The 22,143-nt window shown below is 61.1% G+C and carries 17 protein-coding genes, 2 tRNA genes and 1 pseudogene; 9 read left to right on the forward strand and 11 right to left on the reverse strand.

The features are described from left to right. Window positions 1-132 precede the first annotated feature (132 nt). Together DF200_RS06795 and DF200_RS06800 are read right to left on the reverse strand one after the other, a co-directional pair. A tRNA-Ala gene (locus tag DF200_RS06795) sits at window positions 133-205 on the reverse strand. Between the two features lie 69 nt (window positions 206-274). Next, window positions 275-348, reverse strand: a tRNA-Ile gene (locus tag DF200_RS06800). A gap of 137 nt (window positions 349-485) precedes the next feature. Between DF200_RS06800 and DF200_RS06805 the strand changes: the two genes are divergently transcribed. Continuing rightward, window positions 486-1,151 (forward strand): M48 family metallopeptidase, encoded by a 666-nt coding sequence (locus DF200_RS06805; RefSeq protein ID WP_241520173.1) that lies wholly within the window; start codon window positions 486-488, stop codon window positions 1,149-1,151. 213 nt (window positions 1,152-1,364) lie between these two features. Here DF200_RS06805 and DF200_RS06810 read toward each other — a convergent pair whose 3' ends face one another. The 4 genes from DF200_RS06810 to DF200_RS06825 all read right to left on the reverse strand — a co-directional run bounded on the left by DF200_RS06810 (window position 1,365) and on the right by DF200_RS06825 (window position 7,051). Then, window positions 1,365-1,844 (reverse strand): Dps family protein, encoded by a 480-nt coding sequence (locus DF200_RS06810; protein ID WP_109137532.1) that lies wholly within the window; start codon window positions 1,842-1,844, stop codon window positions 1,365-1,367. Window positions 1,845-2,073: 229 nt separating this feature from the next. After that, on the reverse strand, window positions 2,074-3,474 hold the full coding sequence (locus tag DF200_RS06815; protein WP_109137533.1) for a hemolysin family protein: 1,401 nt from the start codon (window positions 3,472-3,474) through the stop codon (window positions 2,074-2,076). A 58-nt stretch (window positions 3,475-3,532) separates the two neighbouring features. Beyond that, on the reverse strand, window positions 3,533-4,126 hold the full coding sequence (locus DF200_RS06820; RefSeq protein ID WP_109137534.1) for a carbonic anhydrase: 594 nt from the start codon (window positions 4,124-4,126) through the stop codon (window positions 3,533-3,535). A 159-nt stretch (window positions 4,127-4,285) separates the two neighbouring features. Further along, window positions 4,286-7,051, reverse strand: coding sequence for a phosphoenolpyruvate carboxylase (locus DF200_RS06825; RefSeq protein ID WP_109137535.1), 2,766 nt, complete (start codon window positions 7,049-7,051; stop codon window positions 4,286-4,288). A 215-nt stretch (window positions 7,052-7,266) separates the two neighbouring features. On the opposite strand from DF200_RS06825, the gene DF200_RS06830 reads away from it, so the two are divergent. Continuing rightward, the gene (locus DF200_RS06830) at window positions 7,267-9,159 is read left to right on the forward strand and encodes a threonine/serine exporter family protein (RefSeq protein WP_109137536.1); all 1,893 of its coding nucleotides are present in this window, start codon (window positions 7,267-7,269) and stop codon (window positions 9,157-9,159) included. A gap of 969 nt (window positions 9,160-10,128) precedes the next feature. Here DF200_RS06830 and DF200_RS06835 read toward each other — a convergent pair. Next, complete coding sequence (locus DF200_RS06835; RefSeq protein ID WP_109137537.1) at window positions 10,129-11,142, reverse strand: aldo/keto reductase; 1,014 nt, start codon at window positions 11,140-11,142, stop codon at window positions 10,129-10,131. Window positions 11,143-11,257: 115 nt separating this feature from the next. On the opposite strand from DF200_RS06835, the gene DF200_RS06840 reads away from it, so the two are divergent. After that, a complete protein-coding gene (locus DF200_RS06840) occupies window positions 11,258-11,728 on the forward strand; it encodes a MerR family transcriptional regulator (protein WP_241520174.1) in 471 nt (156 codons plus the stop codon). Window positions 11,729-12,064: 336 nt separating this feature from the next. Here the strand turns inward: DF200_RS06840 and trpS are convergent, their stop codons facing one another. Next, window positions 12,065-13,156 (reverse strand): tryptophan--tRNA ligase, encoded by a 1,092-nt coding sequence (gene trpS / locus DF200_RS06845; RefSeq protein WP_109137538.1) that lies wholly within the window; start codon window positions 13,154-13,156, stop codon window positions 12,065-12,067. A 148-nt stretch (window positions 13,157-13,304) separates the two neighbouring features. Between trpS and DF200_RS06850 the strand changes: the two are divergent. After that, window positions 13,305-13,631, forward strand: a pseudogene (locus tag DF200_RS06850) (DUF3073 domain-containing protein); the annotation flags it as partial. Window positions 13,632-13,923: 292 nt separating this feature from the next. Here the strand turns inward: DF200_RS06850 and DF200_RS06855 are convergent. Further along, window positions 13,924-14,376 (reverse strand): sterol carrier family protein, encoded by a 453-nt coding sequence (locus DF200_RS06855; RefSeq protein WP_109137540.1) that lies wholly within the window; start codon window positions 14,374-14,376, stop codon window positions 13,924-13,926. A gap of 96 nt (window positions 14,377-14,472) precedes the next feature. On the opposite strand from DF200_RS06855, the gene DF200_RS06860 reads away from it, so the two are divergent. After that, window positions 14,473-16,926 carry a glycogen/starch/alpha-glucan phosphorylase gene (locus DF200_RS06860; protein WP_109137541.1) on the forward strand — a complete coding sequence of 818 codons (2,454 nt, stop codon included), beginning with the start codon at window positions 14,473-14,475 and terminating at the stop codon, window positions 16,924-16,926. A 626-nt stretch (window positions 16,927-17,552) separates the two neighbouring features. Here DF200_RS06860 and DF200_RS06865 read toward each other — a convergent pair. Next, entirely contained in the window at window positions 17,553-17,804 is a 252-nt protein-coding gene (locus tag DF200_RS06865; protein WP_170112493.1) for a hypothetical protein, read from the reverse strand. 148 nt (window positions 17,805-17,952) lie between these two features. Here DF200_RS06865 and DF200_RS06870 point away from each other — a divergent pair, with 148 nt between their 5' ends. Further along, the gene (locus tag DF200_RS06870; RefSeq protein ID WP_109137543.1) at window positions 17,953-18,714 is read left to right on the forward strand and encodes a rhomboid family intramembrane serine protease; all 762 of its coding nucleotides are present in this window, start codon (window positions 17,953-17,955) and stop codon (window positions 18,712-18,714) included. A gap of 68 nt (window positions 18,715-18,782) precedes the next feature. On the opposite strand, the gene crgA is transcribed toward DF200_RS06870, so the two are convergent. After that, complete coding sequence (gene crgA / locus DF200_RS06875) at window positions 18,783-19,307, reverse strand: cell division protein CrgA (protein ID WP_241520177.1); 525 nt, start codon at window positions 19,305-19,307, stop codon at window positions 18,783-18,785. A gap of 193 nt (window positions 19,308-19,500) precedes the next feature. On the opposite strand from crgA, the gene DF200_RS06880 reads away from it, so the two are divergent. From DF200_RS06880 to DF200_RS06890, 3 genes are all read left to right on the forward strand, one after another. Beyond that, window positions 19,501-20,256 carry a DUF881 domain-containing protein gene (locus tag DF200_RS06880; protein ID WP_109137545.1) on the forward strand — a complete coding sequence of 252 codons (756 nt, stop codon included), beginning with the start codon at window positions 19,501-19,503 and terminating at the stop codon, window positions 20,254-20,256. Between the two features lies 1 nt (window position 20,257). After that, on the forward strand, window positions 20,258-21,382 hold the full coding sequence (locus DF200_RS06885; protein WP_109137546.1) for a class E sortase: 1,125 nt from the start codon (window positions 20,258-20,260) through the stop codon (window positions 21,380-21,382). A 61-nt stretch (window positions 21,383-21,443) separates the two neighbouring features. Then, window positions 21,444-22,124: an anthranilate synthase component II gene (locus DF200_RS06890; protein WP_241520175.1), complete on the forward strand. Its 681-nt coding sequence runs from the start codon at window positions 21,444-21,446 to the stop codon at window positions 22,122-22,124. Window positions 22,125-22,143 lie beyond the last annotated feature (19 nt).

Raw genomic sequence — 22,143 nt, forward strand, 5'->3', positions numbered from 1 at the left:
GGGGCTTTGAGAGTTTGCATCCCCTGTGCACCGTTAGACTTGTTGAAAATAGCGAAATTGAGAGGAAAATAAGCAGAAAATGCAAGAATGAAAAACCCTCGGAATCGTTGGAATTCCAAGGGTTTCAATCAGTGGAGCATACCGGGTTCGAACCGGTGACCCTCTGCTTGCAAAGCAGATGCGCTACCAGCTGCGCCAATGCCCCGCAGGCCTCGTAAGCCCTTGTTCAGAGAGAAAAAAAGCGGCTCGAAAAGCCGCTGTGTTCTTCTCTGTGTGGGCCCGGGAGGACTTGAACCTCCGACCTCATCCTTATCAGGGATGCGCTCTAACCACCTGAGCTACGGGCCCAACTCGTTGCGTTCTCTCGAACGCACAAGTGTTTATACTAGCGAGGGGTGTTCAATATGTCTAATCGGCGTGTCGCATTCGAGAAGCGGTGAATGCGAAGCCGTACCGTTATCGTCCCGTCGCGGCAAGATGTGGGCATGAGCGAATCCTTCTGCGCTGCCGTTCGAGGCGGCATGACTTCCGGTGGTCCATCCGCCGGCCGGGGGCGAGGGGCCTCCTCCCGGCGCCGCGCGAAAACGCTGTCGGTGGAGATTCTCGACGTCGAAGGGCTTGAGGTCACGGTGACCCGCAAGGCGGTCAAGAACATGTATCTGCGCATCAAGCCTCCGGATGGTCGTGTGGAGATCACGGCGCCGAAACGGCTGAGCCGTGCGTCGATCGCCCGATTCGTACACTCCCGCCGTGAATGGATTGAGGCCACGCGTCGCAACGTCATCGAATCGGACTCCCGCTCCCCTCTCAAACAGCCGTGGAGTGACGAACGCAAACGCGAGGCCAAGCGCATCCTCAACGAGCGCATATCGCAGATGCTGCTGTATTGGGTGCCGATTGTAGGCAAGGTGCCGACGAACATTTCGTTGCGGCGCATGAGTACGCGTTGGGGGTCATGCACGCCGGCCACGGGACGTATCCGCATCAATCTTGAATTGGCGTTCCTGCCGGAAGCGTATCTGGAATACGTGCTCGTCCATGAGCTGACGCATTTGTGGGAGCGGGGCCACGGCGAGGGCTTCCAGCGGCGGATGACGTCGTATCTGCCGGAATGGAAGCGACTGCGCAGGGAATTGAATCAGATGGTGTAGCCCGCCATGTGCCGCCGTTCATCATCGGTCATGGTTATGGTCATGACCATGGTCGTGGTCATGCGATGCGACTTGTGTGCTACATGATCTTGCGCGATGCAATTCGCTCGATGCAATTTGCGTGATGCAACGATGATGAAGGCCCGTAGCCATGCGGTTCGACATGGCTACGGGCCTCCAACGCGGTTTCGCGGTTTCGCGGATGTGCCGCGACTACGCGATATGGCTGCGCAGGAACCACTGGAACAGTTCCAGCGCCTGCACATGGTCCTGGATGATGTTGGAGCTGACAACGTCGAGTTCGTCGAGTTCGGCGATGGCCTTGCGGTCGTCGGTGATGAACACGTCGTAGTAGTCGATCAGCGCCTTGATGTAATCCTCGGTGGAGGCGCGGCCCTTGAGGTCGAGGCCCTTCCACGAGCGGTTGCGCACGATGGCGTCCGGGGTGCCGTCTGGGGAACCACCCAGCGTGGCGATGCGCTCGGCGGTCTCGTCGGCCTGGCCGAGCACGACCTCGACCTGCGGGTCGAGCATCTCATGCACGGCGATGAAGTTCGGCCCCTGCACGTTCCAGTGGGCGTGCTTGAGCACGAGGGCGGCCTCCTGCTCCTGGCTGAGACGGTTCTGCAGGATGGCGATGGTCTTTTCGGCCTGTTCCTCGGAAAGGCCGGGGACGGTGAATTTCAGGGTCATGATTTCCTATGCTTTCTGTTGTTGTTTCATCTTCTGTTGCTGCTTCATCGACGATGCCATTGCCGGCATGGCCGATTTCGTTGTGGTTTCCATTGTAGGAGCCGGGGCGGGGCAAAGCATTCAGCGTAGGGCGCAGGAAACGGCACGCCGACGGTTGCGGCGTTGTGAGCGTTGCAACCGTCGGCGTGCCGGCGGGTCATATTCGTGTGCGTTGTTTCCGCTGCTTCCGTTATTTCCTTTCCGCTTCCCCATCGGGGATGTCGTCGGTCGTCGTGCGGCTTGCCGTCGTGGATTCCGTGGACGGTGCGGCGGCTGTCGGCTGGTCGGTCGCTCCTCCGGCGACGCCGCTGCGACGCACCTCGATCGTCTGGATGCGTCGTCCGTCCACTTCGGTGATGACCATGTCGTATCCGTCGTCGGAATGCAATACCGCGCCGACCTTGCCCATCTCTCCGGTCTTGGCGAGGAAATATCCTGCGACGGTCTCATATGGACCATCCTCAAGTTCGATGCCGGTGAGTTCGTCGAAGTCCTCGATGGTCATGCCGCCGTCGATGCGCGCCACCCCGCCCACGAACGCGGATCCCGGCTTCTTGCTGCCGGGCTCGGTGGGCAGGTCGTATTCGTCGCGGATGTCGCCGACCAGTTCCTCGGTCATGTCCTCAAGGGTGACGATGCCATCGGTGCCGCCGTATTCGTCGATGACGATGGCCAGATGGATGCCGCGTTTGCGCAGCAGCGAGAGGCTGGGCAGCAGTTTCGACGTGCCGGGCAGCGAGATGCCTTCACGGGTGACGTCGGCCACGGTCTTCGCCTGACTGTTGCGTATGTCGAGCAGGTCGCGCACATGGACGAACCCAAGCACGTCGTCGAAATCCTTGCCGATGACGGGATATCGGGAGTACGGCTTGTCGCGCACGAAGTCGGCGGCCTTGTCGATGGTCATGTCGCCGTCGATGAACACGACGTCGGCGCGTGGCCGCATGACTTCGGCGACGATGGTCTCCGAAGCGTCGAACACGTCATCGAGGATCACGCGTTCGTCCTTGCTGAGATTGGTGTTCGACGAGACGAGCACGCGAAGCTCGTCGTCGCTGACTTCGGATTCGGTTTCGTTCGGGTCGTATCCGAGCAGTCGTACGATGCCGTTCGTGTTCTTGCCGATCAGCCAGATGATGGGGCGGCAGATGGTGGCGAACATGTCGATGGCCGGCACGACGGCCCTGGCGATCGCCTCGGTCTTCTGCATGGCGATGCGTTTCGGCACCATTTCCGAAATGACGATGGAGCAGTAGGAGATGACGAGCGTGAGCACGATGGTGGTCAATGGCGCCGCGATGCGTGCGGGCACGCCCCAGCTTTCCACCACGGGCACGATGAACGGCGATATGGAGGATTCGCCGAACGATGCCGAGAGGAAACCGCACAGCGTGACGCCGATCTGCACGGTGGAGAGGAAGGTGTTTGGATCGCGGGCGATCTTCGCCACGCGGGCGCCGCGCACGTCCTCCTGCTCCATCTGGTCGATTTGCGAGCCGCGCAGCGAGACCAGCGCCAGTTCGGTACCGGCGAAGATGCTGCCAAGCAGCAGGAACACGAAAATCAGCAGTACGTTCAGGCCAAGGGACATGACTCCACCCTAGCCGAGGCCCCTTACGATGTTCGTATGGTTGTGGCGGTATTGATTTTTAGGACGACAGGACTTCGACGAGGCCGTCGGAAAGCCTGTACCGTGCGCCGACGATGGCGACGTCTCCGGCACGCACCGCGTTGCGTATCACCGCGGAGTCGGTGACGATCGCCTCGATGGTCTGCGTCACGTGGATGCGTTCCACATCCTCCGCGGTCGCGTCTTCATTGTCGGAGAACGCCAGTCTGGCGGATGCGCCGACCTCGCGCATGAGGATCGAGCGGAAGCCTTCGTCCTCGGCGTGTTCGTCGCCGGCAAGCACCTTCAACGCGGCGGCCACGGCGCCGCAGTTCTCATGACCCATGACGACGATCAGATGGACGTGCAGATGTTCGACGGCGTATTCCAATGATTCAAGCACGGCATCGTCCACGACTTCGCCGGCGGTGCGGATGGTGAACAGGTCGCCCAGACCCTGGTCGAAGACGATCTCCGGTGTCGCCCGAGAATCCGAGCAGGACAGCACAGCGGCATCGGGATGCTGTCCGTCGACCAGCATCGCACGTGTCGGTTTGTTCTGGCGCGGATGTTCGGCATTCCCCGTTGCGAACCGTCGGTTGCCGTTAATAAGGTTTGTGATTCGTGTGTTCATGGGTATTTCCTTCGCTGGGTAATTCACGAATTGCGAGATGCGGTCGTTGTGAGCGTTAACTTCACGGGTATCTCGCAATTCGTGAACTGGCTAACCGTGTATGAAAAGACCCCGTCTCATACGAGACGGGGTCTTCCCGTACACGGTACCACTAAAAAATCAGCCGGTGTTCTGCAGGCCTGCGGCGACGCCGGAGACGGTGCACAGAATGAGATAAATGAAGTCGGCGGTCTGGGACTCGCTCAACTCGTTCTTCTCATCACGACGACGGACCGAACGCAGCGCACGCACCTGCGTGACCGACAGCGCGTTCACGTACGGCGAGCGGATGCGGATGGCCTGACCGAGCACGTGACGGTGCTGCAGCGGCCACTCGTCGCCCACGATCTTCAGCACCCACTTGCGGGTGAGCGCCATCTCGTGAAGCACCTTGTCGCGCAGATCGTCGCGGTCGCCGAGCGCCAGATACAGCTTGGCGATGCGCTCATCGGTCTTGGCGAGCGACATCTCGATGTTGTCGATGAAGGTGCTGAACAGCGGCCACTCCTCGTATGCCTCGCGGAGCGTCTTGATGTCGCCGAACTGCTCGCAGGCGGAACCGAGACCATACCAGGCGGCGAGGTTGATTCGCGCCTGGGCCCAGGAGAACACCCATGGGATCGTACGCAGATCGTCGAGCGACTTCGCGCCCAGACCACGCTTGGCCGGACGGGAGCCGATCGGCAGCAGGCCGACCTCGGTGAGCGGCGTGACGATGGAGAACCACGGGGCGAAGTCCGGTGTGTTCAGCAAGTCGAGGAATCGTGCGTGGGACGCGTCATCCAGCTGCTTCGTCATGTCGGCGTACTTCTCAGTCATCTCCGTGTTCGTCTTCTCGACGCTCGGAGCGGACTGCAGCAGCGTCGCCGAGGCGACGGACTCGATGTGGCGGACCGCCAGAATCGGGTTGCCGTAGCGGGCGAAGATGACCTCGCCCTGCTCGGTGAGCTTGAAGCGGCAGTTCACGGAGCCACGAGGCTGGGCCAGCACCGCACGGTTGGCGGGGCCGCCGCCACGACCGACGGCGCCGCCACGACCGTGGAACAGCGTCAGGTCGATGTCGTTGGCCTCGGCCCATGCGACCACGCGGGCCTCGGCCTCATGCAGGGCCAGGGTGGCGGTGGTCGGACCGGCGTCCTTCGACGAATCGGAGTAGCCGAGCATGACCTCCATCTTGCGGTTCGTGGCCTTCAGACGGGCCTGAACCTCCGGAATGCGCAGCATACCGTCCAGCACGCCAACGCAGTTCTGCAGATCCTCAAGCTGCTCGAACAGCGGGATCACGTCGATGGTCGGCACATCCTCGGGATGCGCGAACGCCAGACGGTTCAGCTCATACACGTCCTTGATGTTCTGCGCGGACTTGGTGAACGAGATGATGTAGCGGCGGGCGGCCTTCAGACCGTTGCGGCGCTGGATGGAACCGAGCGCGCGGAAGGTGTCGAGCACCTCGCGGGTCATCGGCTGCAGTTCGCCGCGCTCGCCGTGCAGGCCATGCTCGCGGATGTCGTCCAGCGCGCGGGAATGCACGACGGAGTGCTGACGGAACTCCATCTCGACCATGTGGAAGCCGAACGTCTCGGCCTGCCAGATCAGCGTCTGCATCGGGCCGTAGGCGGCACGCGGGGCACCCGCGTCGGCCAGCGACTTCTGCACCGTCTTCAGATCGGCGATGTAGTCCTCGCAGGAGTGGTACATCAGGTCGTGGTCGCGCACGATGGTGGCGTGCAGACGGTCGGCAATCACCAGCATCACCGCACGATGCGGCTCCTTCGTGGAGATCAGGTTGGCCTTCTCGGTCAGACGCTCGCTCATCTCGCGCTGATGGCTCCACAGGTCCAGCAGACCGGTGCACGGCTTGGTGTCCTTGGATTCCAGCGTCAGGTTGCGTCCCACCTCGCGGGTGGCCGTCTCCAGCTTTGCGATCACATGATCGGAGAACTTGCGGGCCACCTGACGGCTCACCTTGGCGGTCACGTTCGGGTTGCCGTCACGGTCGGAGCCGATCCAGCTGCCCGGATGGAAGAACGCGGGGCACACCGGCGGCACCTTGCCGGCGTTGTCGCCCAGCACCCAATCGTCGAAACGGCGGTACACCTTCGGCACGGTGTCGAACAGCGTGTTGTCGAAGATGTCGAGGATCGTGTCGGCTTCCTCGACCGGCGTCGGCTTCTTCAGCGCGATTGGCGACGTGCGGAACATCGCATCGATCTCGTTGAGCATCATGCGCTCGTTCTCCGCCAGATCGGAGCCTCCCAGAGCGGGACGCTCCTCCAAAAGCTCTGCAATGCGGCGGATCTTGCCCTCGACGGCCTTGCGGCGGGCCTCGGTCGGGTGCGCGGTGAACACCGGGTGGAACTCCAGCTTGTCCAGCAGCTTCTGCGCCTGGGCCGGACCGACCTCGGAAATGATGCGCTTGTAGGCGCCGGTCATCTCGTTGATCGGATCGGTGGGGGCGTTCAGCGGAACTTCCTTCTCACGCGTGCGCAGCACGGCGACGCGGTAGTTCTCCTCGCTCAGATTCGCCAGATGGAAATAGGTCGCGAACGCGCGCGCCAGCAGCGTCGCATCATCCACGGAAACCGAATCGATAAGCTTCACGGCCTTATCGAATCCGGCCTGCTCCGGATCGGGGTCTTCATATCCCAGTCCCTTGCCGCCGAACTCCTCGCTGGTGGCCTCATTGGCGTAATCCAGCAGGGTATCGAATTTTTCGAGCAGATTCGCATCGTACTCGCTCAACACGGTTCGCAGCAGACGCAGGAACAGATCCATGTTGCCGCGAAGATTGGCGGGAAGACCCTGCTCCTCAGGGCCCTTCGTGCCGGTTCCGGTGCTGATGATGCCCGAATCCGCGGCTTTGATCGTTTCGTCTGTTGATGTCATCCAGACCTCCTTTGCCTCGTCACCGGTTGTTCGTCTATCGGCTTTCTACGGCTCCTCCGTAGTTATGACCGCCGACCGTTCCAAACCCAAAGCCGGTGAACAGACGCCCCTTCATTGTAGGACCGTGTTACGGAGTTTTATTTCCAACAGTTTTCGTACACCCGGCATATCGGCTCATTTCAGCGGATTATCGGCGAAAATTTTCCCGATTAATTATGGACAATCCCTGTTCCGCCCCCGCTCCTTCCCATGGAAGGAGTAAATATAGTGCTGTGATTTTCGGGAAGAAGCATGATGACAGCACGACCGTCCATGGCGCAGCCATCCCCGCCGGCGTGGACAAGGTCACCAAATACCATACGCATTCCATACCTCTCGATATGGAAGACATCGAACGTGACCTCGACAAGCCGGTGGTGGACGCCGGCATCGCCGCGAAAACCAGCGTGATCGTGCGCGTCGGCATGCTCGACCTCGGCGCGGGCACCGGAAGCTTCCGTGTACGCCAGATGATGCACCGCATCGCCTACCCGCTCGGTGTCCACGTTCGAGCCGATGTGAATCTCACCGACATCGAAGCCTCCTGCACCGACGGCAAGGATCGCATCACCGAAGTGATTGACCTGCCCACCACCGGCGTCAACACCGAACGCATCTGGCTGCTCGAACATTTCGCCGACTGGTTCAGCGTGAACCTCGGCCATTCCGCCGTCTACCATAGCCGCGGTCTCGAAGTCTCCGACAAGCTGGTCGAGAACCTTGACGCCAAGGACGTGTCCCAGCTTTCCGCCAAAGCCGCCAAGGAACTGCGGCTCAGAAGGAAACAGGCCAGGGAGGAGGACGCGGAAATCCGAATCCCCGAAGGGGCACCTGTCCAGACCACCCCGGCATCCACCAAGGAGGAGCGGCTCGGCGAGATCAACCGGCAGCGCGAAATCGACGCCGACGATCCGGTCGCCGAACAGATGCGCGCTCATGCGCACGACTCCGCCGACCCCACCCCCCGCGCGGCCGATACGGCCCGCTTCAAGCGTGGCGGCAAGCCCCCGCGCCGATACGCCGAACACTTCGAGCATCACACCAATCCGATGATGAATCCCGCGCATCCGGAGTTCCACCCCATCACCGTCCGACAAGCCCACGAACGCCTCGACCTCATCGAGCACCGCAAACCGTTGTATTCCGCCGCCTTCGCCGGCTTCGCCTCCGCGATCGCCTGCGCATCCTTCGTCTTCCTCCTCGGCGGCGGCCTCTACGACATGGCCGGAGCCTTCGTCGGCGCCGGCATCGGCCACTATCTTCGTCGTCGTCTCTTCGCCAAACACCTCAACCAGTTCTTCGTCACTTTCCTCGCCGTTTTCGTCGCAGCGCTCGCCTGCACCGGCACCTTGCGCCTCATCGGCCTCTACGATCCCATCGCCCTTGCCCACGACACCGCCTACATCGGCGCCATGCTCTTCGTCATCCCCGGCTTCCCCCTCATCACCGGTGGGCTCGACATCGCCAAAATCGACTTCCCCTCCGGCATCCAACGGCTCACCTACGCCCTCTCCATCATCCTCATGGCCACCCTCGCCGGCTGGGCAGTAGCCCGCATCGTCATGCTCAACCCCCAAGGCTTCGAGCCTCAAGGGCTCGACCCCTGGCTCACCGGCGTCCTCCGTTTCGTTTTCGCCTTCATCGGCGTCTGGGGCTTCTCCGTCATGTTCAACTCCCCCCAACGCATGTGCCTCGTCGCCGCCTGTATCGGCGCCATCACCGACACCCTCCGACTCGAATTCACCGACCTCCTCAACATGCCCCCCGAAGTCGCCACCTTCATCGGCGCCTTCCTCGCCGGACTTCTGGCCGCCGGCTGGCGCACCTCCGTCCGCCGAGGACTCCTCCCCCCACACCTCGGCTATCCCCGCATCTGCCTCACCGTCCCCTCCATCGTCATCATGGTCCCCGGAATGTACATGTACCGCGCCATGTTCTACCTCGGCCAATTCAACACCCAAAGCGCCCTCGACTGGGCCTTCCGCGCCTTCATGGTCATCATCTGCCTGCCCATCGGACTCGCCATGGCGAGGGTGGTGACTGACAAATCCTGGCGCTACGACATCTGAAAATCGCCGGGCAATGGAGCGTCGTCTGCGTTACGGAAGACTCGACGTACCTTCGTACGCCTTCGTCTTCCGTGCCTTGACGCCGCACGCATTGCCCGGCGATTTTCCTGTGGAGGTGTGCGGTCGCCTTCGTTCGCGCGTCTTGTTACCGCACGCATCATGGGATTTTTCTCTGTGGGGGTTTTCGCCTCTGTACGCCTTCGTCTTCCGCGCCTTGACGCCGCGCGCGTTATCCGGCGATTTTCCTGTGGGGCTGAGCCGTTAAGCGGACAGTCCGGTGGACTGTCCGTAGGCGAAGCGCGCGCGATGTATCGAGCGCGCGGCAGGTATGTTCGCCGCCGGAGGCGGTCCGTCGGAGTCATGAGCCGTTAAGCGGACAGTCCGGTGGACTGTCCGTAGGCGAAGCGCGCGCGATCGTATCGAGCGCGCGGTGGCGTTGATGCTGTGTTTCGTTTCGTGGTTTCGCCGTTTCATGCATTGATGCGCCGCTGTCCCCTCTCATCTTCCGCGCCTTGGCGCCGCGCGCCTGCACGCGTCATCCCCGATAATGGGTGTTCCCGCGTGTGTCGTGGTACGGAATTCCGAATATGGTGATACCCACATTCCGTGACTGGATTTTTCGGCACGGAAACGCATCCGAGGTCCGATGTTGATTCCGTACCGGATTGTCTCGGTGTTGAGATGAACGAATCCTTGATTTTTCAATGATCCAATCTCCCTGACATCGTTGATCTCTGCCACGGAATCATGAATGCCAGAGATAGCGCATTCCCTGGCACGATTCCATGGCAGGGAACATCGCAAACCGCGATCATCGCATTCCCCGCCAACGTCTGCCAGCCCCCGCCGACATCATCAGACACGGAACGCCGCATACGGCAGTTGCGATGTTCCGTGCCATGCGATTCCTCGGAACCGTCATATGTTGACGCCAACGATCGCCTCATCCGCCCCATATACCGCCGGGCATCACTCCCCCAATGCGATCTCGTCGATGCGACGCAGCTCCTCGTCGCTGAACTCCGTGTTCCCCAACGCCCCGATGTTGTCGAGGATCTGCTGCGGCTTCGACGCACCCACCAGCACCGTCGTCACCGCCGGGTGATGCAGCAGCCACGCCACCGACATCTCCGCCAGCGTCTGTCCGCGTTCCGCCGCCAGATCGTTCAGCGCCCGAATCCGCGTCAGCCGCTCCGGCGTCCACGCCGCCTCATGCAGGAACCGGCCGGCGGCCTTCATACGGCTGGCGGCGGGCACCCCGTCGAGATACCGGTTCGTCAGCAGTCCCTGCGCCAGCGGGCTGAACGTGATCACTCCCTTGCCCAGCTTCTGCGCCGACGACAGCAATCCGTTGTCCACCGGCTTGCGGTCGAAGATGTTCAACCGGTTCTGATTGATGATGAACGGCACATGCAGCTCCTTCAGGATCGCCGCCGCCTTCTCCATCGTCGGACCGTCATAGTTCGACAATCCCGCATACAGCGCCTTGCCGCTGCTCACCGCCTGCGCCAGCGCGCCCATCGTCTCCTCCAACGGCGTCTCCGGATCGGGACGATGATGATAGAAGATGTCCACGTACTCCAATCCCAACCGTTCCAGACTCTGGTCGAGGCTTGCCAGCAGATACTTGCGGCTGCCGTGATCGCCATACGGTCCCCGCCACATCTCATAGCCGGCCTTCGTGCTGATGATCAGCTCGTCACGATGTCCTCGGAAATATTCGCGGAGCAGTCTGCCGCAGTTCCGCTCCGCAGCCCCCGGCTCCGGTCCATAGTTGTTCGCCAGGTCGAAATGCGTGATGCCGTGGTCGAACGCCGTGAACACCAGCTGCCGCATATGCTCATACGGTGTGGTGTCGCCGAAATTATGCCAGAATCCCAACGACAGCGCCGGCAGTTTCAGGCCGGAATCCCCGCAGCGGTTATACACCATGTCGTCGTAACGTGCGGGAGACGGGGTGTAGACGGTGGTCGATTCGAACATGATGCTCCTTCATTGGCCCATGGTGGTTCATTGGCGTGTTTCCATGCCACCGACCTCATCCTCGCACTTCAAGTAAGCTTGAATGCAAATCGGGTCTTCTACAGGAAAACGAGTGATGATGACCAGCACGACGAATACCATGACGACCGTCGACGAAGAGACACCGACCTACTCCATCCGCGAGGTCGCCGAAATGTTCCATATGCAGACGTCCGCCCTGCGATACTACGAGGATGCGGGCCTGCTCACCGATGTCGGACGCGACGCGAAGGGGCAGCGCGTCTACCGGCAATGCCATATCAACCGTATGCGCACGATCTGCTGCTTCAAGCATGCCGGCATGAGCATCGGCGAACTGCGACGGTTCTTCGAATATGAATCCGACGAACCGGGGCATATCGATGAGATCATGAGCCTGTTGGAGAAACGACGTGACGCGCTCGCCGAACAGCGACGCGCGCTCGACGAGGCGTATGCGCACATCCTGCGCAAGATGCATTACTACGGCGACATTCGGAAGGCCGTGCGGAACGATGCCCCGTTGCCCGACTGGCGCGACTACCGCTGCGAGGATTTTGCCGACTAAGAACGATGAACGATTTGTTTTGATAATGCGTGTGCCGTCAAGGCGCGGAAGGCGACGCCCGTGGCCGCTGGAGATTTGGATGATGTGTGCGGTATCAAGGCGTGGAGTTTTTTGCGCCGTGATTGTTGTGTAATGCGTGTGTCGTCAAGGCGCGGAAGACGTGAGCTGTGTGAATCCGATTTGGTGTGGTAATGCGTGCGGCTTCAAGGCGCAGGAGGCGAAGGCGCAGGTACCTGAGATTTGGGGGATGTGTGCGGTATCAAGGCGTGGAAAGTGAAGGCGTACAAAAGTACGTCGAACTTTCCACAACGCAGATAACGCTCCATCCCCCAAATCTCAGTATTTCATGCCCATGGCGGAGCGCACCTCATCCAACGTCTCCTCGGCGATGGCGTTGGCGCGCTTGTTGCCGTCGTGGAGTACGTCGCGTACGTAGTCCATGTCTTTGGCGAGTTCGGCGCGGCGTTCGCGGTGGGGTGCGAGGAATTCGTTGACGGATTCGGTGACGAGTTTCTTGAGTGCGCCGGCACCGGAGTCGCCGATTTCTTCGGCGATGTCTTGTGGATCGCGGCCGGTGACGAGGCCGGCGGTGGTGAGCAGTGCGGAGACCTGCGGACGGTTGACCGGGTCGAAGGTGATGCGGCGCTCGGAGTCGGTGGGGCTTTTCTTGATGAGTTTGGCGGTTTCCTCCGCGGTGGCGCCGAGCATGATGGAGTTGCCGTAGGATTTGCTCATCTTACGTCCGTCGAGGCCGGGGATTTCCGGGGCGTCGGAGAGGATGGCGGAGGGTTCGGGGAACACGGGGTTCTTCTTGGCGAACCGTTCGTTGAAGCGGCGTGCGATGGTGCGCGTGATCTCCACATGCGGCAGGTTGTCCTTGCCGATCGGCACGACGTTGGCTTTGCAGAAGAGGATGTCGCATGCCTGATGCACGGGGTAGGTGAGCAGCAGGCCGGTGAGTGCATGGCCGGAGGCTTCCATCTCGGACTTCACGGTCGGGTTGCGGTGCAGCTCGGCTTCGGTCACGAGGGAGAGGAACGGCAGCATGAGCTGGTTTTCCGCGGGCACGGCGGAATGCGTGAAGATCATGGTCTTCTTCGGGTCGATGCCGGCGGCCATGTAGTCGAGCACGAGGTTGAGGACGTTGTCTTCGATGTGTTCGGTGGTGTCGCGGTCGGTGATGACCTGGTAGTCGGCGATGATGATGTTGGTGTTGACGCCGCGGTTCTGCATGGCGACTCGTTCCTTGATGGAGCCGAAGTAGTGGCCGAGGTGGAGTCGTCCGGTGGGACGGTCGCCGGTGAGCATGGTGAATTTGCCGGGATTCTCCTCAAGCTTGGCGAGTGTGGCGTCCGAATGTTTTTTCGCCGCGAGGAAACTCGCGCTCATTTCGTTGCCCGCTGCCGTCAACTGCTGATCTTCCGCCATTGCACACCAACCCATATATTGAAGGTATTGAAAAATAACGCTCTAATCGTAAAAGTCTGAGCCGACATCACATAATAAGTGGTACTCTCTTATGTGATGAATTAGGAAATCGTTGCCTAGGGCACAAGAGACTGGCGAAGGGGGTCAGATGGGCCGCGGACGTCAGAAGGCTAAGCAGACGCGAATTGCCCGGAAGCTCAAGTACCTCACCACTGATACCGATTATGATGAGCTGGCGAAGGAGCTGTCGAGTCAGGATGAGGTGACTCCATCCGCTGCGGATCCGTTCGCTTCCATCGAAACTCAGATTCACGCCCACGATCACGATGATGCCGTGAGCTCCGTGAATGAAGAGGATTTGGATGAGTACGCACAGTGGGCCGCCGAGGCCGCCAAGAAGGCGGAGGAGAAGCCGGTGGTCAAGGCGCCGGTTCGTCGTAAGCCGATTCCCATGCCGATGCCTTCCGCATTGAAGAAGACCGTGAAGTCCGCCGATTCGGAGGAAGATGCCGCGGATCAGCCGAAGAAGTCCGTTGCAGTGAAGAAGCCGGCGTCGCGTAAGCCGGCGGCCCGCAGGACTGCCGCGAAGGCGAAGAAGGCCGAATGATCCGTGTCCGTCGTGGGATTGTGTTTTCCGCGAAGGGATGATGTCGATATCCGTCATGTGGCGGTATCTCGTGCAATATGACGTGAATAATATCGGGTGATGCGTTTCCCATGCATCACCCGATATTGTTTTCTGCCCATGGTTCCGCCTGTGATCTTGCCTATATCAATGGCAGCAGGTCGGAAAGGTCGTCGCGCTCGCCGACCGCGCTGATGTGGCCGGCTTTTTTCTCCTTGTCCCAGGTGGTGATGCCGCAGACCAGACGCAACCATACGTCCGGTTCGAGTTCGATCACGTCGGGCGGGGTGAGATTATGCGGGTCCGAGGCGGGCCCGTCGAGGATCTTGATCGCGCCCCACGGCGCCACTCGCACTTCGACGCCTTCGCCGGGGGCCCGCTGCTCCATGAGGTGCAGCGAATACCGTACGGCCATCGCCCATGTGCGGCGGGGCAGGGCGTCGACGCCGTCGACGTGTTCGTCGACCGTCGAATTCTTCGAAAAGTACGTATTTTGACCGTTCAAAACGCCCGAAATTTCATGTTTTGCGGTGGTTTTCCACACGACGAGGGAATGCTCGCCTTCCGCCAAATCCTGCTGTTTGATAACTCCCATACCCGGTAATGTAACTCAAAATTCATGCCGGTGATGTCGCCGCGCACGTTCAAAGACGGATAATAAAAGAGGAGTTTCCTCGAGAAAGAGTATGTTATGACAGAAATTACCGCTCCCAAATCGCCTGTCACGACTGCCGAATTCACCGAAGGCATTCGCGAACAGCTCAAGTACGGTCAGGGCGTCACTCCCGAGCAGGCCACTCCTGCCGACGTGTACGTCGCATCCTCCCTGGTAGTCCGTCATTACCTTCAGGACGCCTGGTTCAAGACCCAGCAGGACATGGTCAACGGCCACACCAAGGCCGTCGGCTACCTGAGCGCCGAATTCCTCATCGGCAAGCAGCTGCGCAACGCCCTGCTGAACGCCGGTATGCTCGACCAGTTCGACGCCGCAGTCGAAGGCCTCGGCTTCGACCCGCAGACCGTCGTCGACTCCGAATATGAGCCGGCTCTCGGTAACGGCGGCCTTGGCCGTCTCGCCGCCTGCTACGTCGACTCCCTCGCCTCCCTCGGCGTGCCGGCCTTCGGCTACGGCATCCAGTACCGTTACGGCATCTTCCGTCAGGAGTTCGACGAAGAAGGCCGTCAGATCGAGAAGCCCGAATACTGGCTCGCCAACGACGAGCCGTGGGGCCACGTCGACTACAACCGTTCGCAGAAGGTCTCCTTCGGCGGCGACGTCATCGAAAAGAACGGCAAGAAGATCTGGAAGCCGGCCTGGTCCGTGCGCGCCGTCCCCGTCGACTACATGGTCCCGGGCTACGCCTCCGGCCGCGTGAACACGCTGCGCCTGTGGTCCGCCCGCTCCTACGACGAGTTCGACCTCCTCACCTTCAACAAGAGCGAGTACCTCGACGCCGTCAAGCCCAAGGTCAAGGCCGAGGACATCTCCAAGATCCTCTACCCGGAGGATTCCACCCCCGAAGGCAAGCAGCTGCGTCTTGAGCAGCAGTACTTCTTCGTCGCGGCCTCCATCCAGGACGTCATCCGCGTGTTCTACCCCGGACAGGACAAGCCGGACCTCACCACGCTTCCGGAGAAGATCACCTTCCAGCTCAACGACACCCACCCGGTTATCGGCATCCCCGAGCTCATGCGCGTCCTCATCGATGAGTATGACTACGACTGGGACACCGCGTGGGACATCACCACCAAGACCTTCAACTACACCTGCCACACCCTGCTTCCGGAAGCCCTGGAAGTCTGGCCGGCCTCCCTCATCGGCGAACTCCTGCCGCGTCACCTCGACATCATCAAGGAAATCAACCAGCACTTCCTCGACGAGCTCAAGACCAAGACCCGCGACAAGGAAAAGATCGACCGCATGCGCATCGTGACCAACGAGGAGAACCCGAAGGTGCGTATGGCCTACCTCGCCACCGCCGGCGGTTCCCACGTCAACGGCGTCGCCGAGCTGCACTCCCAGCTGCTCAAGGACGTCACGCTGCGTGACTTCTCCGACCTCTACCCGGACAAGTTCACCAACGTCACCAACGGCGTCACCCCGCGTCGCTTCATCCGCCTTGCCAACCCGCGCCTCTCCGCCCTCATCACCGAAGGCCTCGGCACCGACAAGTGGCTCTCCGACCTCGAACTCCTCGAAGGCCTCGTCCCCCTCGCCAAGGACGACGAATTCGTCAAGAAGTTCGCCGCCGTCAAGCAGGCCAACAAGGAGGACTTCGCCGCCTACGCCAAGCGCGAGTACGGCTTCGACCTTGATCCGAACACCATGTTCAACTCCATGATCAAGCGTCTCCACGAGTACAAGCGCCAGGCTCTGAAGATTCTCGCCCTGATCGCCAAGTACGCCGACATCAAGTCCGGCAAGGTCTCCATCGATGACGTCCAGCCTCGCACCGTCATCTTCGGCGCCAAGGCCGCCCCCGGCTACTACCTCGCCAAGCTCACCATCCAGCTCATCAACAACGTCGCCCGCGTCGTCAACAACGACCCCGACATCAAGGGCAAGCTCCAGGTCTACTACCCCTGGAACTACAACGTCCGTCTGGCCCAGCACCTCATCCCCGCCACCGACCTCGACGAGCAGATCTCCCAGGCCGGCAAGGAGGCCTCCGGCACCGGCAACATGAAGTTCGCCCTCAACGGCGCCCTCACCGTCGGCACCCTCGACGGCGCCAACGTCGAGATCCGCGAGAAGGTCGGCGCCGAGAACTTCTTCCTCTTCGGCATGACCGTCGACGAGGTCGAAGCTCTCTACGAGAAGGGCTACATGCCCGCCGAGTACTACGAGCGCGACCCCCGTCTGAAGGCCGCCATCGACATGGTCTCCGACGGCACCTTCTCCAACGGCGACCGCAACACCTACGCTCCTCTGGTCGCCGACTGGCTCACCAAGGACTGGTTCATGACCCTGGCCGACTTCACCGCCTACTCCAAGATCCAGTCCGACATCGAAGCCCTCTACCGCGACCCGCTTGAGTGGAACCGCAAGGCCCTCCTCAACGTCGCCAACTCCGGCTACTTCAGCTCGGACCGCTCGATCCAGGATTATTTGGAACGCATTTGGCACACCGGCCCTCTGGCCTGACGTCCAGTGGCCCGGCACGCCAAATGCGTGCAGTCTGTATTACCGAGCGCTCGATGAATCGCGCTCGGCGTCGCCTACCGGCAGTCCACTGGACTGCCGGATGGACGGCTCCGCGCATCTGGCACACCGGCCCGCTCGCCTGATTGCGGAGCGTTATCTGCGTTACGGGAGGTTCGACGTACCTTCGTACGCCTTCACCTCCCGTGCCTTGATACCGCACACGCAATCAGCCTCGCTTCCGCTCGCCTGATGATGGAGTGTCCTCGTCGTTGCAGAGGGTTCGACGTACTTTTGTACGCCTCCGTCTCCTGCGCCTAGAGGACACACGCATCATCAGACTCGCGCCGCTCGCGTGATTGAGGAGTGTCCTCGTCGTTGCAGAAGGTTCGACGTACCTTCGTACGCCTTCACCCTCTGCGCCTAGAGGACACACGCATCATCAGCCTCGCGCCTCTGGGCTGTATGCTCTCTGTGTCTTGGCTCCCCTCCGGGCGGAGGGGAGCTGGCCGCTGTAGGCGGTCTGAGGGGAGCGCCCCAAAGCCTCACATACGAAAAAGCCGCCGCCGACGGGAACAGTCCCATCGGCGGCGGTTTTTTCGTTATCGTGCTATTGCAGCGAGCGGCGATCAGGCGACGGCCGGCTCGGCCTCGGGCGCGGAATCGGTTCCCTCGCCGTTGGCCTCGTCATCAGCCTCGTCATCGGCGTCCTTCTTCGCGATGCCGAGATCGACCGGAGACGAGCTGTTCTCCCACGGCTCCTCCCACGGGTCATACTCCGGATTCTGCTGCTTGTAGACGTACAGCGCGGCGAGACCGGCAAGCAACGCACCAAACAGAAGCGCGAAGAACTTCCACCCGCTTGACGACCTGTTCTCCATGATGGCTCCTTTCCCAAGGTTGTACAGCCTGCCCATTCAGACCGTTCCTACCCATTCTATGCCGACGTTGTGGCGATGCTGTGTTTTCCCACATCATGTGCGTCGCACCGCAATCACCAATTACCATCCGTGCAATACAGTGGAGGTCATGAGCCAACGATTCCGCCTATTCCCCAACTCCCCTTCGGCACGCGAGCTGTTCGACAAGGACGCCCTCCGACGCGAATGGCGCAGCGGCGGTCCGGTCATCACCCAGACGATCATCGTCATCTGCGTGGCGATCTGGGCCGTGGAGATCATCACACGATTCCTGTTCCCCGCGCTGCTTAATGCCCTGCTCAGCCTTGGAATGCTCACGCCGGCCGTCGTGCCGCATTATCCTTGGACGCTCATCACCTCGATGTTCCTCCACGAACCCGGCATATTCCATATCCTGTTCAATATGCTCACGTTGTGGGCGGTCGGTCCGATGATGGAATATCTGCTCGGGCATTGGCGGTTCCTGGGCATGTACCTGCTTTCCGGCCTCGGCGGCGACCTGGCGTTGCTGCTGTGGGCGCGGTTCTACCCGGGCGGCTCCGGCTGGGTGGTTTCCGTATACGGTGCTTCGGGAGCGTTGTTCGGCCTGTTCGCCGCGGTATTGGTCACGTATCGGCGTCGAGGCACCGATATCACGTCGATGATGGTGTGGATGGCCATCAACTTCGCGATGCCGTTCATCATGCCCGGCATCGCATGGCAGGCCCATGTGGGAGGATTCGTCGTCGGCGGCGTCTATGCGTTGCTGTTGACGACGCGTATTCCGATCACGCGGGGCAGCAGCCTCACCGTGCGTTCGCTGGTCTATGGCATCCCCCTGCTGATCGTCATCGTCGCCATCGGAGCATGGTGTCTTATTCCGGTGATGTAGAACGAAAAGGGAGCCCCGCGGGGCTCCCCTTCAGTGTTTTCTAAGGCCGTCGATATGACTGATGGATATCAGTGCCACCACATGGTCATAAGGAAGCCGACCAGCATGATGGCGAATCCGATGGCCAGGTTCCAGTTGTCGATGCCGGGAATCGGGTATTTGCCGGTCATGTAGAAGACCACGACCCAGACCAGTCCGATGATCAGAAGGGCGCAGAACACGGGAACGAACCACGACGGATTCGACTTCGTGCCCTTGATGGACTCCTCCACACGCTTCGTGCTTTCCTGCTGGCGAGCGAACATCTTGCGCATCTGCGGCGTCATGGCGTTCTCGTCGGCGGACTTGCTCAGCACGGCCTCGACCTTGTCCATCGAAATGCCATACGTATCGGCGCTGTCGCCGTCGTCCTTGGTATCCTCATCGTCGCCCTTGGAATCGTCGGCCTTGTCGGAGCCCTTGGAATCGTCGGCCTTGTCGGAGCCCCCGTCCTTGACATCCGTCGTATCGGCATCCGTCGTATCGGCATCCGTCTCACTGGCTTCGACGTCGTCGGCCTTGGCCTCGGTGGCCTTGGCATCGGCGTCCGTCACGTCGGCATCCGTCGTATCGGCAACCGTTTCGGCGGTCGTCTCGGTGACCGCGTCATCGGTCGTGGTGGTCTCGTCGAGCTTCTGCTCGTCCTGTTCAGCCATAAGAGGATACTCCTTTATCGTAAAAGCTACTAGTCATAGTAATGACTAGAGTGGAAACCGTCGAACAGACAGATTCAATAGTAAGGCAAGTATGGGAAAGCATGGTGGCAGACACGTTGCGCGCAAGTCGTTCGTGGGCGTGGTCGCAGTCGCCGTCGTGCTGGCGCTTGTCGGATATCTGCTCACCGTCAACGTACGCGTGAACCGTTCCGTCACCGTCAACTCCGATACGTCGCAACTGCTCAACGAACGGTCGAAACGTGTGACCGAGCTCCAGAACGAGGTCGACGACCTCAGCAACCAGATCGACGCACTGAAGACCCTGACCACGGATTCAGGCACGGACCAGCCCAAGGGCGAGGATACCGGCGCGGGTACGAAGCTGCCCGCCGTCACCGGTCCGGGCGTCACCGTCACCCTGGACGATTCCCCCCTATGGGAGACGAAGGTCGGCGATTCCGGTTCGTCGGCCGACATCAATGACTACGTCGTCCACCAGCAGGACATCGAGGGCGTGGTCAACGCCCTATGGGCGGGCGGCGCGGAATCCATGATGATCGAGGACCAGCGCGTACGTTCCAACACCGCCGTCCGATGCGTGGGCAACGTCCTGCTGCTGCAGGGCAAACGATACGCTCCCCCGTTCAGCATTTCGGCCATCGGCCCGCAGGACGCCATGATCAAGGCCCTGAACGATTCGCCCTCGATACGGGTGTACAAGGAATACGTGGCTTCCATCGGATTGGGATGGAAGATGGAACGCTCCGACGAACTTCGATTCCCCGCGGCAACGTCGTCGCTGCAAGCATTGAAATACGCCAAGGCAAAGGAAACCCAAAGGAACTGATATGGCAAGACAAGCATCGTCGACGGTGTCGCCGCGCCGTACGAACAGAAACGGCGGCGGAACGGCCGCATCATCCGTTCTCGGCATCATCGGCGAGATACTGCTGACCATGGCCGCGATACTGGCGTTGTACATCGCATGGCAGCTGTGGTGGACGGGCGTCGTGGCGGAACAGGCGCAGGCCGACCAGAGCAGCAACGCGTCATGGGTGGCCCCCAAACAGTCGGGCAACGGCTACGCCATCGCCAAGGCCCAGTCCGGCGAGCCTCCCGTCGAGCCGAAAACCGCCAACACCGGCGATTTGATCGGGCAGATCTATATTCCGCGATTCGGTTCCGCATGGCATCGCAACATCGTGCAGGGAACCGACGCCTATGAGCTTTCCCGCCACGGACTCGGCCACTATGAGGAGACGCAGATGCCGGGTGAACTCGGCAACGTCGCCATCGCCGGCCACCGTTCCGGATACGGCGAACCGCTCGCCCACGTGGACGAATTCCAGAAGGGCGACAAGATCATCCTGCGTACGAAGGACTACTGGTACGTCTACACGTACACGAACTATACGATCGTGACGCCCGAGCATACGGAGGTCGTGGCCTCCGTGCCCGGCAAACCGGGTGAGACCCCCAAGGACCGTTACGTCACGCTCACCACATGCGAGCCGCGGTATACCACGGCCACGCATCGTTGGATTTCCTACGGCAAGTTCGACTACTGGGCCAAGGTGTCCGACGGCATACCGCAGGAGCTGGCCGGCGACATGTCATCCGGCAAGGTCGAATTCGTGCAGAACCAGGCCTCTCCTCTGGCCCGGCTGTCCTCCGTCATGGCCAAGGCCATCATCGGCCTCGCCATCGCCTACGTCGTCGTCTATCTGGCGTCGTTGATCGCCTGGCGGTATCCGGCGCTGAGGCGGCTGAAGGCCGGCCACCGTCCGGCACCCGGCGTCAGCATCTACGGATGGATCTACCGCCGCCAGCCCGGTCCGGCGCTTATCCGATGGGTGCTGCTGCTCATCGCGGCGCTCGCCATCGTCGGATGCCTGTTCCAGTGGGGGTTCCCGTGGGCGGCGTCCAATATCCCGTATCTTCAGGTCACGTCCAACTTTGTTGCCGTAGAGTAGCGGTGGAGTGATTGAGTGGTTCGACGTCTGATTGCTCAGGCGACATCTTTCAGGAGACATCATGACAGATTCAGCATCCTCTTCGATGACCGTGCCGGAGGATTCCGCGCGTGTGCTCGTCATCGACAATTATGATTCATTCGTCTATACGATCGTCGGTTACGTGCAGACGCTTGGCGCCACGGTGACGGTCGTGCGCAACGACGCCATCGACCCGGGGAAGCCGGGACTGCTGGACGATTACGATGGCGTGCTGATTTCCCCCGGCCCCGGAGCGCCCGCCGATTCCGGCGTGAGCGAGGACATGATCCGTCTGTGCGCCAAGGAGCATAAGCCCATGTTCGGCGTCTGCCTCGGTATGCAGGCGCTGGGTGAGGTGTATGGATGCACGGTCAGCCATGCACCCACGATCATGCATGGCAAGACCAGCCTTATCGAGCATGTCGATGATGAGGTCTTCGCCGGCGTGCCGAATCCGATGACCGCTACGCGGTATCATTCACTGGCCGTGGAACCCGACAGCGTGCCCGATACGCTGGAGGTGACCGCGTGGACGAAGGACGACCACATCGTGCAGGGCCTTCGCGTGAAGGGGATGCCGATGTATGCGGTGCAGTTCCATCCCGAATCGGTGATGACCGAGGGCGGATATCGTCTGCTCGCCAATTGGCTGGCGGTCTGCGGGCAGAAGTCCGCGGTGGCGCGTTCGGCCGGCCTGCATCCCAAGGTGGCCGTGGCATAGAGGCGTTGCCGCGCTCATA

Origin of the sequence: Bifidobacterium catulorum, from assembly GCF_003129925.1 — a bacterium.
Taxonomy (GTDB): Bacteria; Actinomycetota; Actinomycetes; order Actinomycetales; family Bifidobacteriaceae; genus Galliscardovia; species Galliscardovia catulorum.

Excerpts from the sequence above, each read along its gene's own strand:
- DF200_RS06805 (WP_241520173.1), top strand. The coding sequence starts at position 486 with ATGAGCGAATCCTTCTGCGCTGCCGTTCGAGGCGGCATGACTTCCGGT.
- DF200_RS06890 (WP_241520175.1), top strand. The coding sequence starts at position 21,444 with ATGACAGATTCAGCATCCTCTTCGATGACCGTGCCGGAGGATTCCGCG.
- DF200_RS06855 (WP_109137540.1), bottom strand. The coding sequence starts at position 14,376 with ATGGGAGTTATCAAACAGCAGGATTTGGCGGAAGGCGAGCATTCCCTC.
- DF200_RS06840 (WP_241520174.1), top strand. The coding sequence starts at position 11,258 with ATGATGACCAGCACGACGAATACCATGACGACCGTCGACGAAGAGACA.
- DF200_RS06860 (WP_109137541.1), top strand. The coding sequence starts at position 14,473 with ATGACAGAAATTACCGCTCCCAAATCGCCTGTCACGACTGCCGAATTC.
- DF200_RS06870 (WP_109137543.1), top strand. The coding sequence starts at position 17,953 with ATGAGCCAACGATTCCGCCTATTCCCCAACTCCCCTTCGGCACGCGAG.
- DF200_RS06825 (WP_109137535.1), bottom strand. The coding sequence starts at position 7,051 with ATGACATCAACAGACGAAACGATCAAAGCCGCGGATTCGGGCATCATC.
- DF200_RS06820 (WP_109137534.1), bottom strand. The coding sequence starts at position 4,126 with ATGAACACACGAATCACAAACCTTATTAACGGCAACCGACGGTTCGCA.
- trpS (WP_109137538.1), bottom strand. The coding sequence starts at position 13,156 with ATGGCGGAAGATCAGCAGTTGACGGCAGCGGGCAACGAAATGAGCGCG.
- DF200_RS06885 (WP_109137546.1), top strand. The coding sequence starts at position 20,258 with ATGGCAAGACAAGCATCGTCGACGGTGTCGCCGCGCCGTACGAACAGA.
- DF200_RS06880 (WP_109137545.1), top strand. The coding sequence starts at position 19,501 with ATGGGAAAGCATGGTGGCAGACACGTTGCGCGCAAGTCGTTCGTGGGC.
- DF200_RS06865 (WP_170112493.1), bottom strand. The coding sequence starts at position 17,804 with ATGGAGAACAGGTCGTCAAGCGGGTGGAAGTTCTTCGCGCTTCTGTTT.
- DF200_RS06830 (WP_109137536.1), top strand. The coding sequence starts at position 7,267 with ATGGACAATCCCTGTTCCGCCCCCGCTCCTTCCCATGGAAGGAGTAAA.
- DF200_RS06810 (WP_109137532.1), bottom strand. The coding sequence starts at position 1,844 with ATGACCCTGAAATTCACCGTCCCCGGCCTTTCCGAGGAACAGGCCGAA.
- DF200_RS06835 (WP_109137537.1), bottom strand. The coding sequence starts at position 11,142 with ATGTTCGAATCGACCACCGTCTACACCCCGTCTCCCGCACGTTACGAC.
- DF200_RS06815 (WP_109137533.1), bottom strand. The coding sequence starts at position 3,474 with ATGTCCCTTGGCCTGAACGTACTGCTGATTTTCGTGTTCCTGCTGCTT.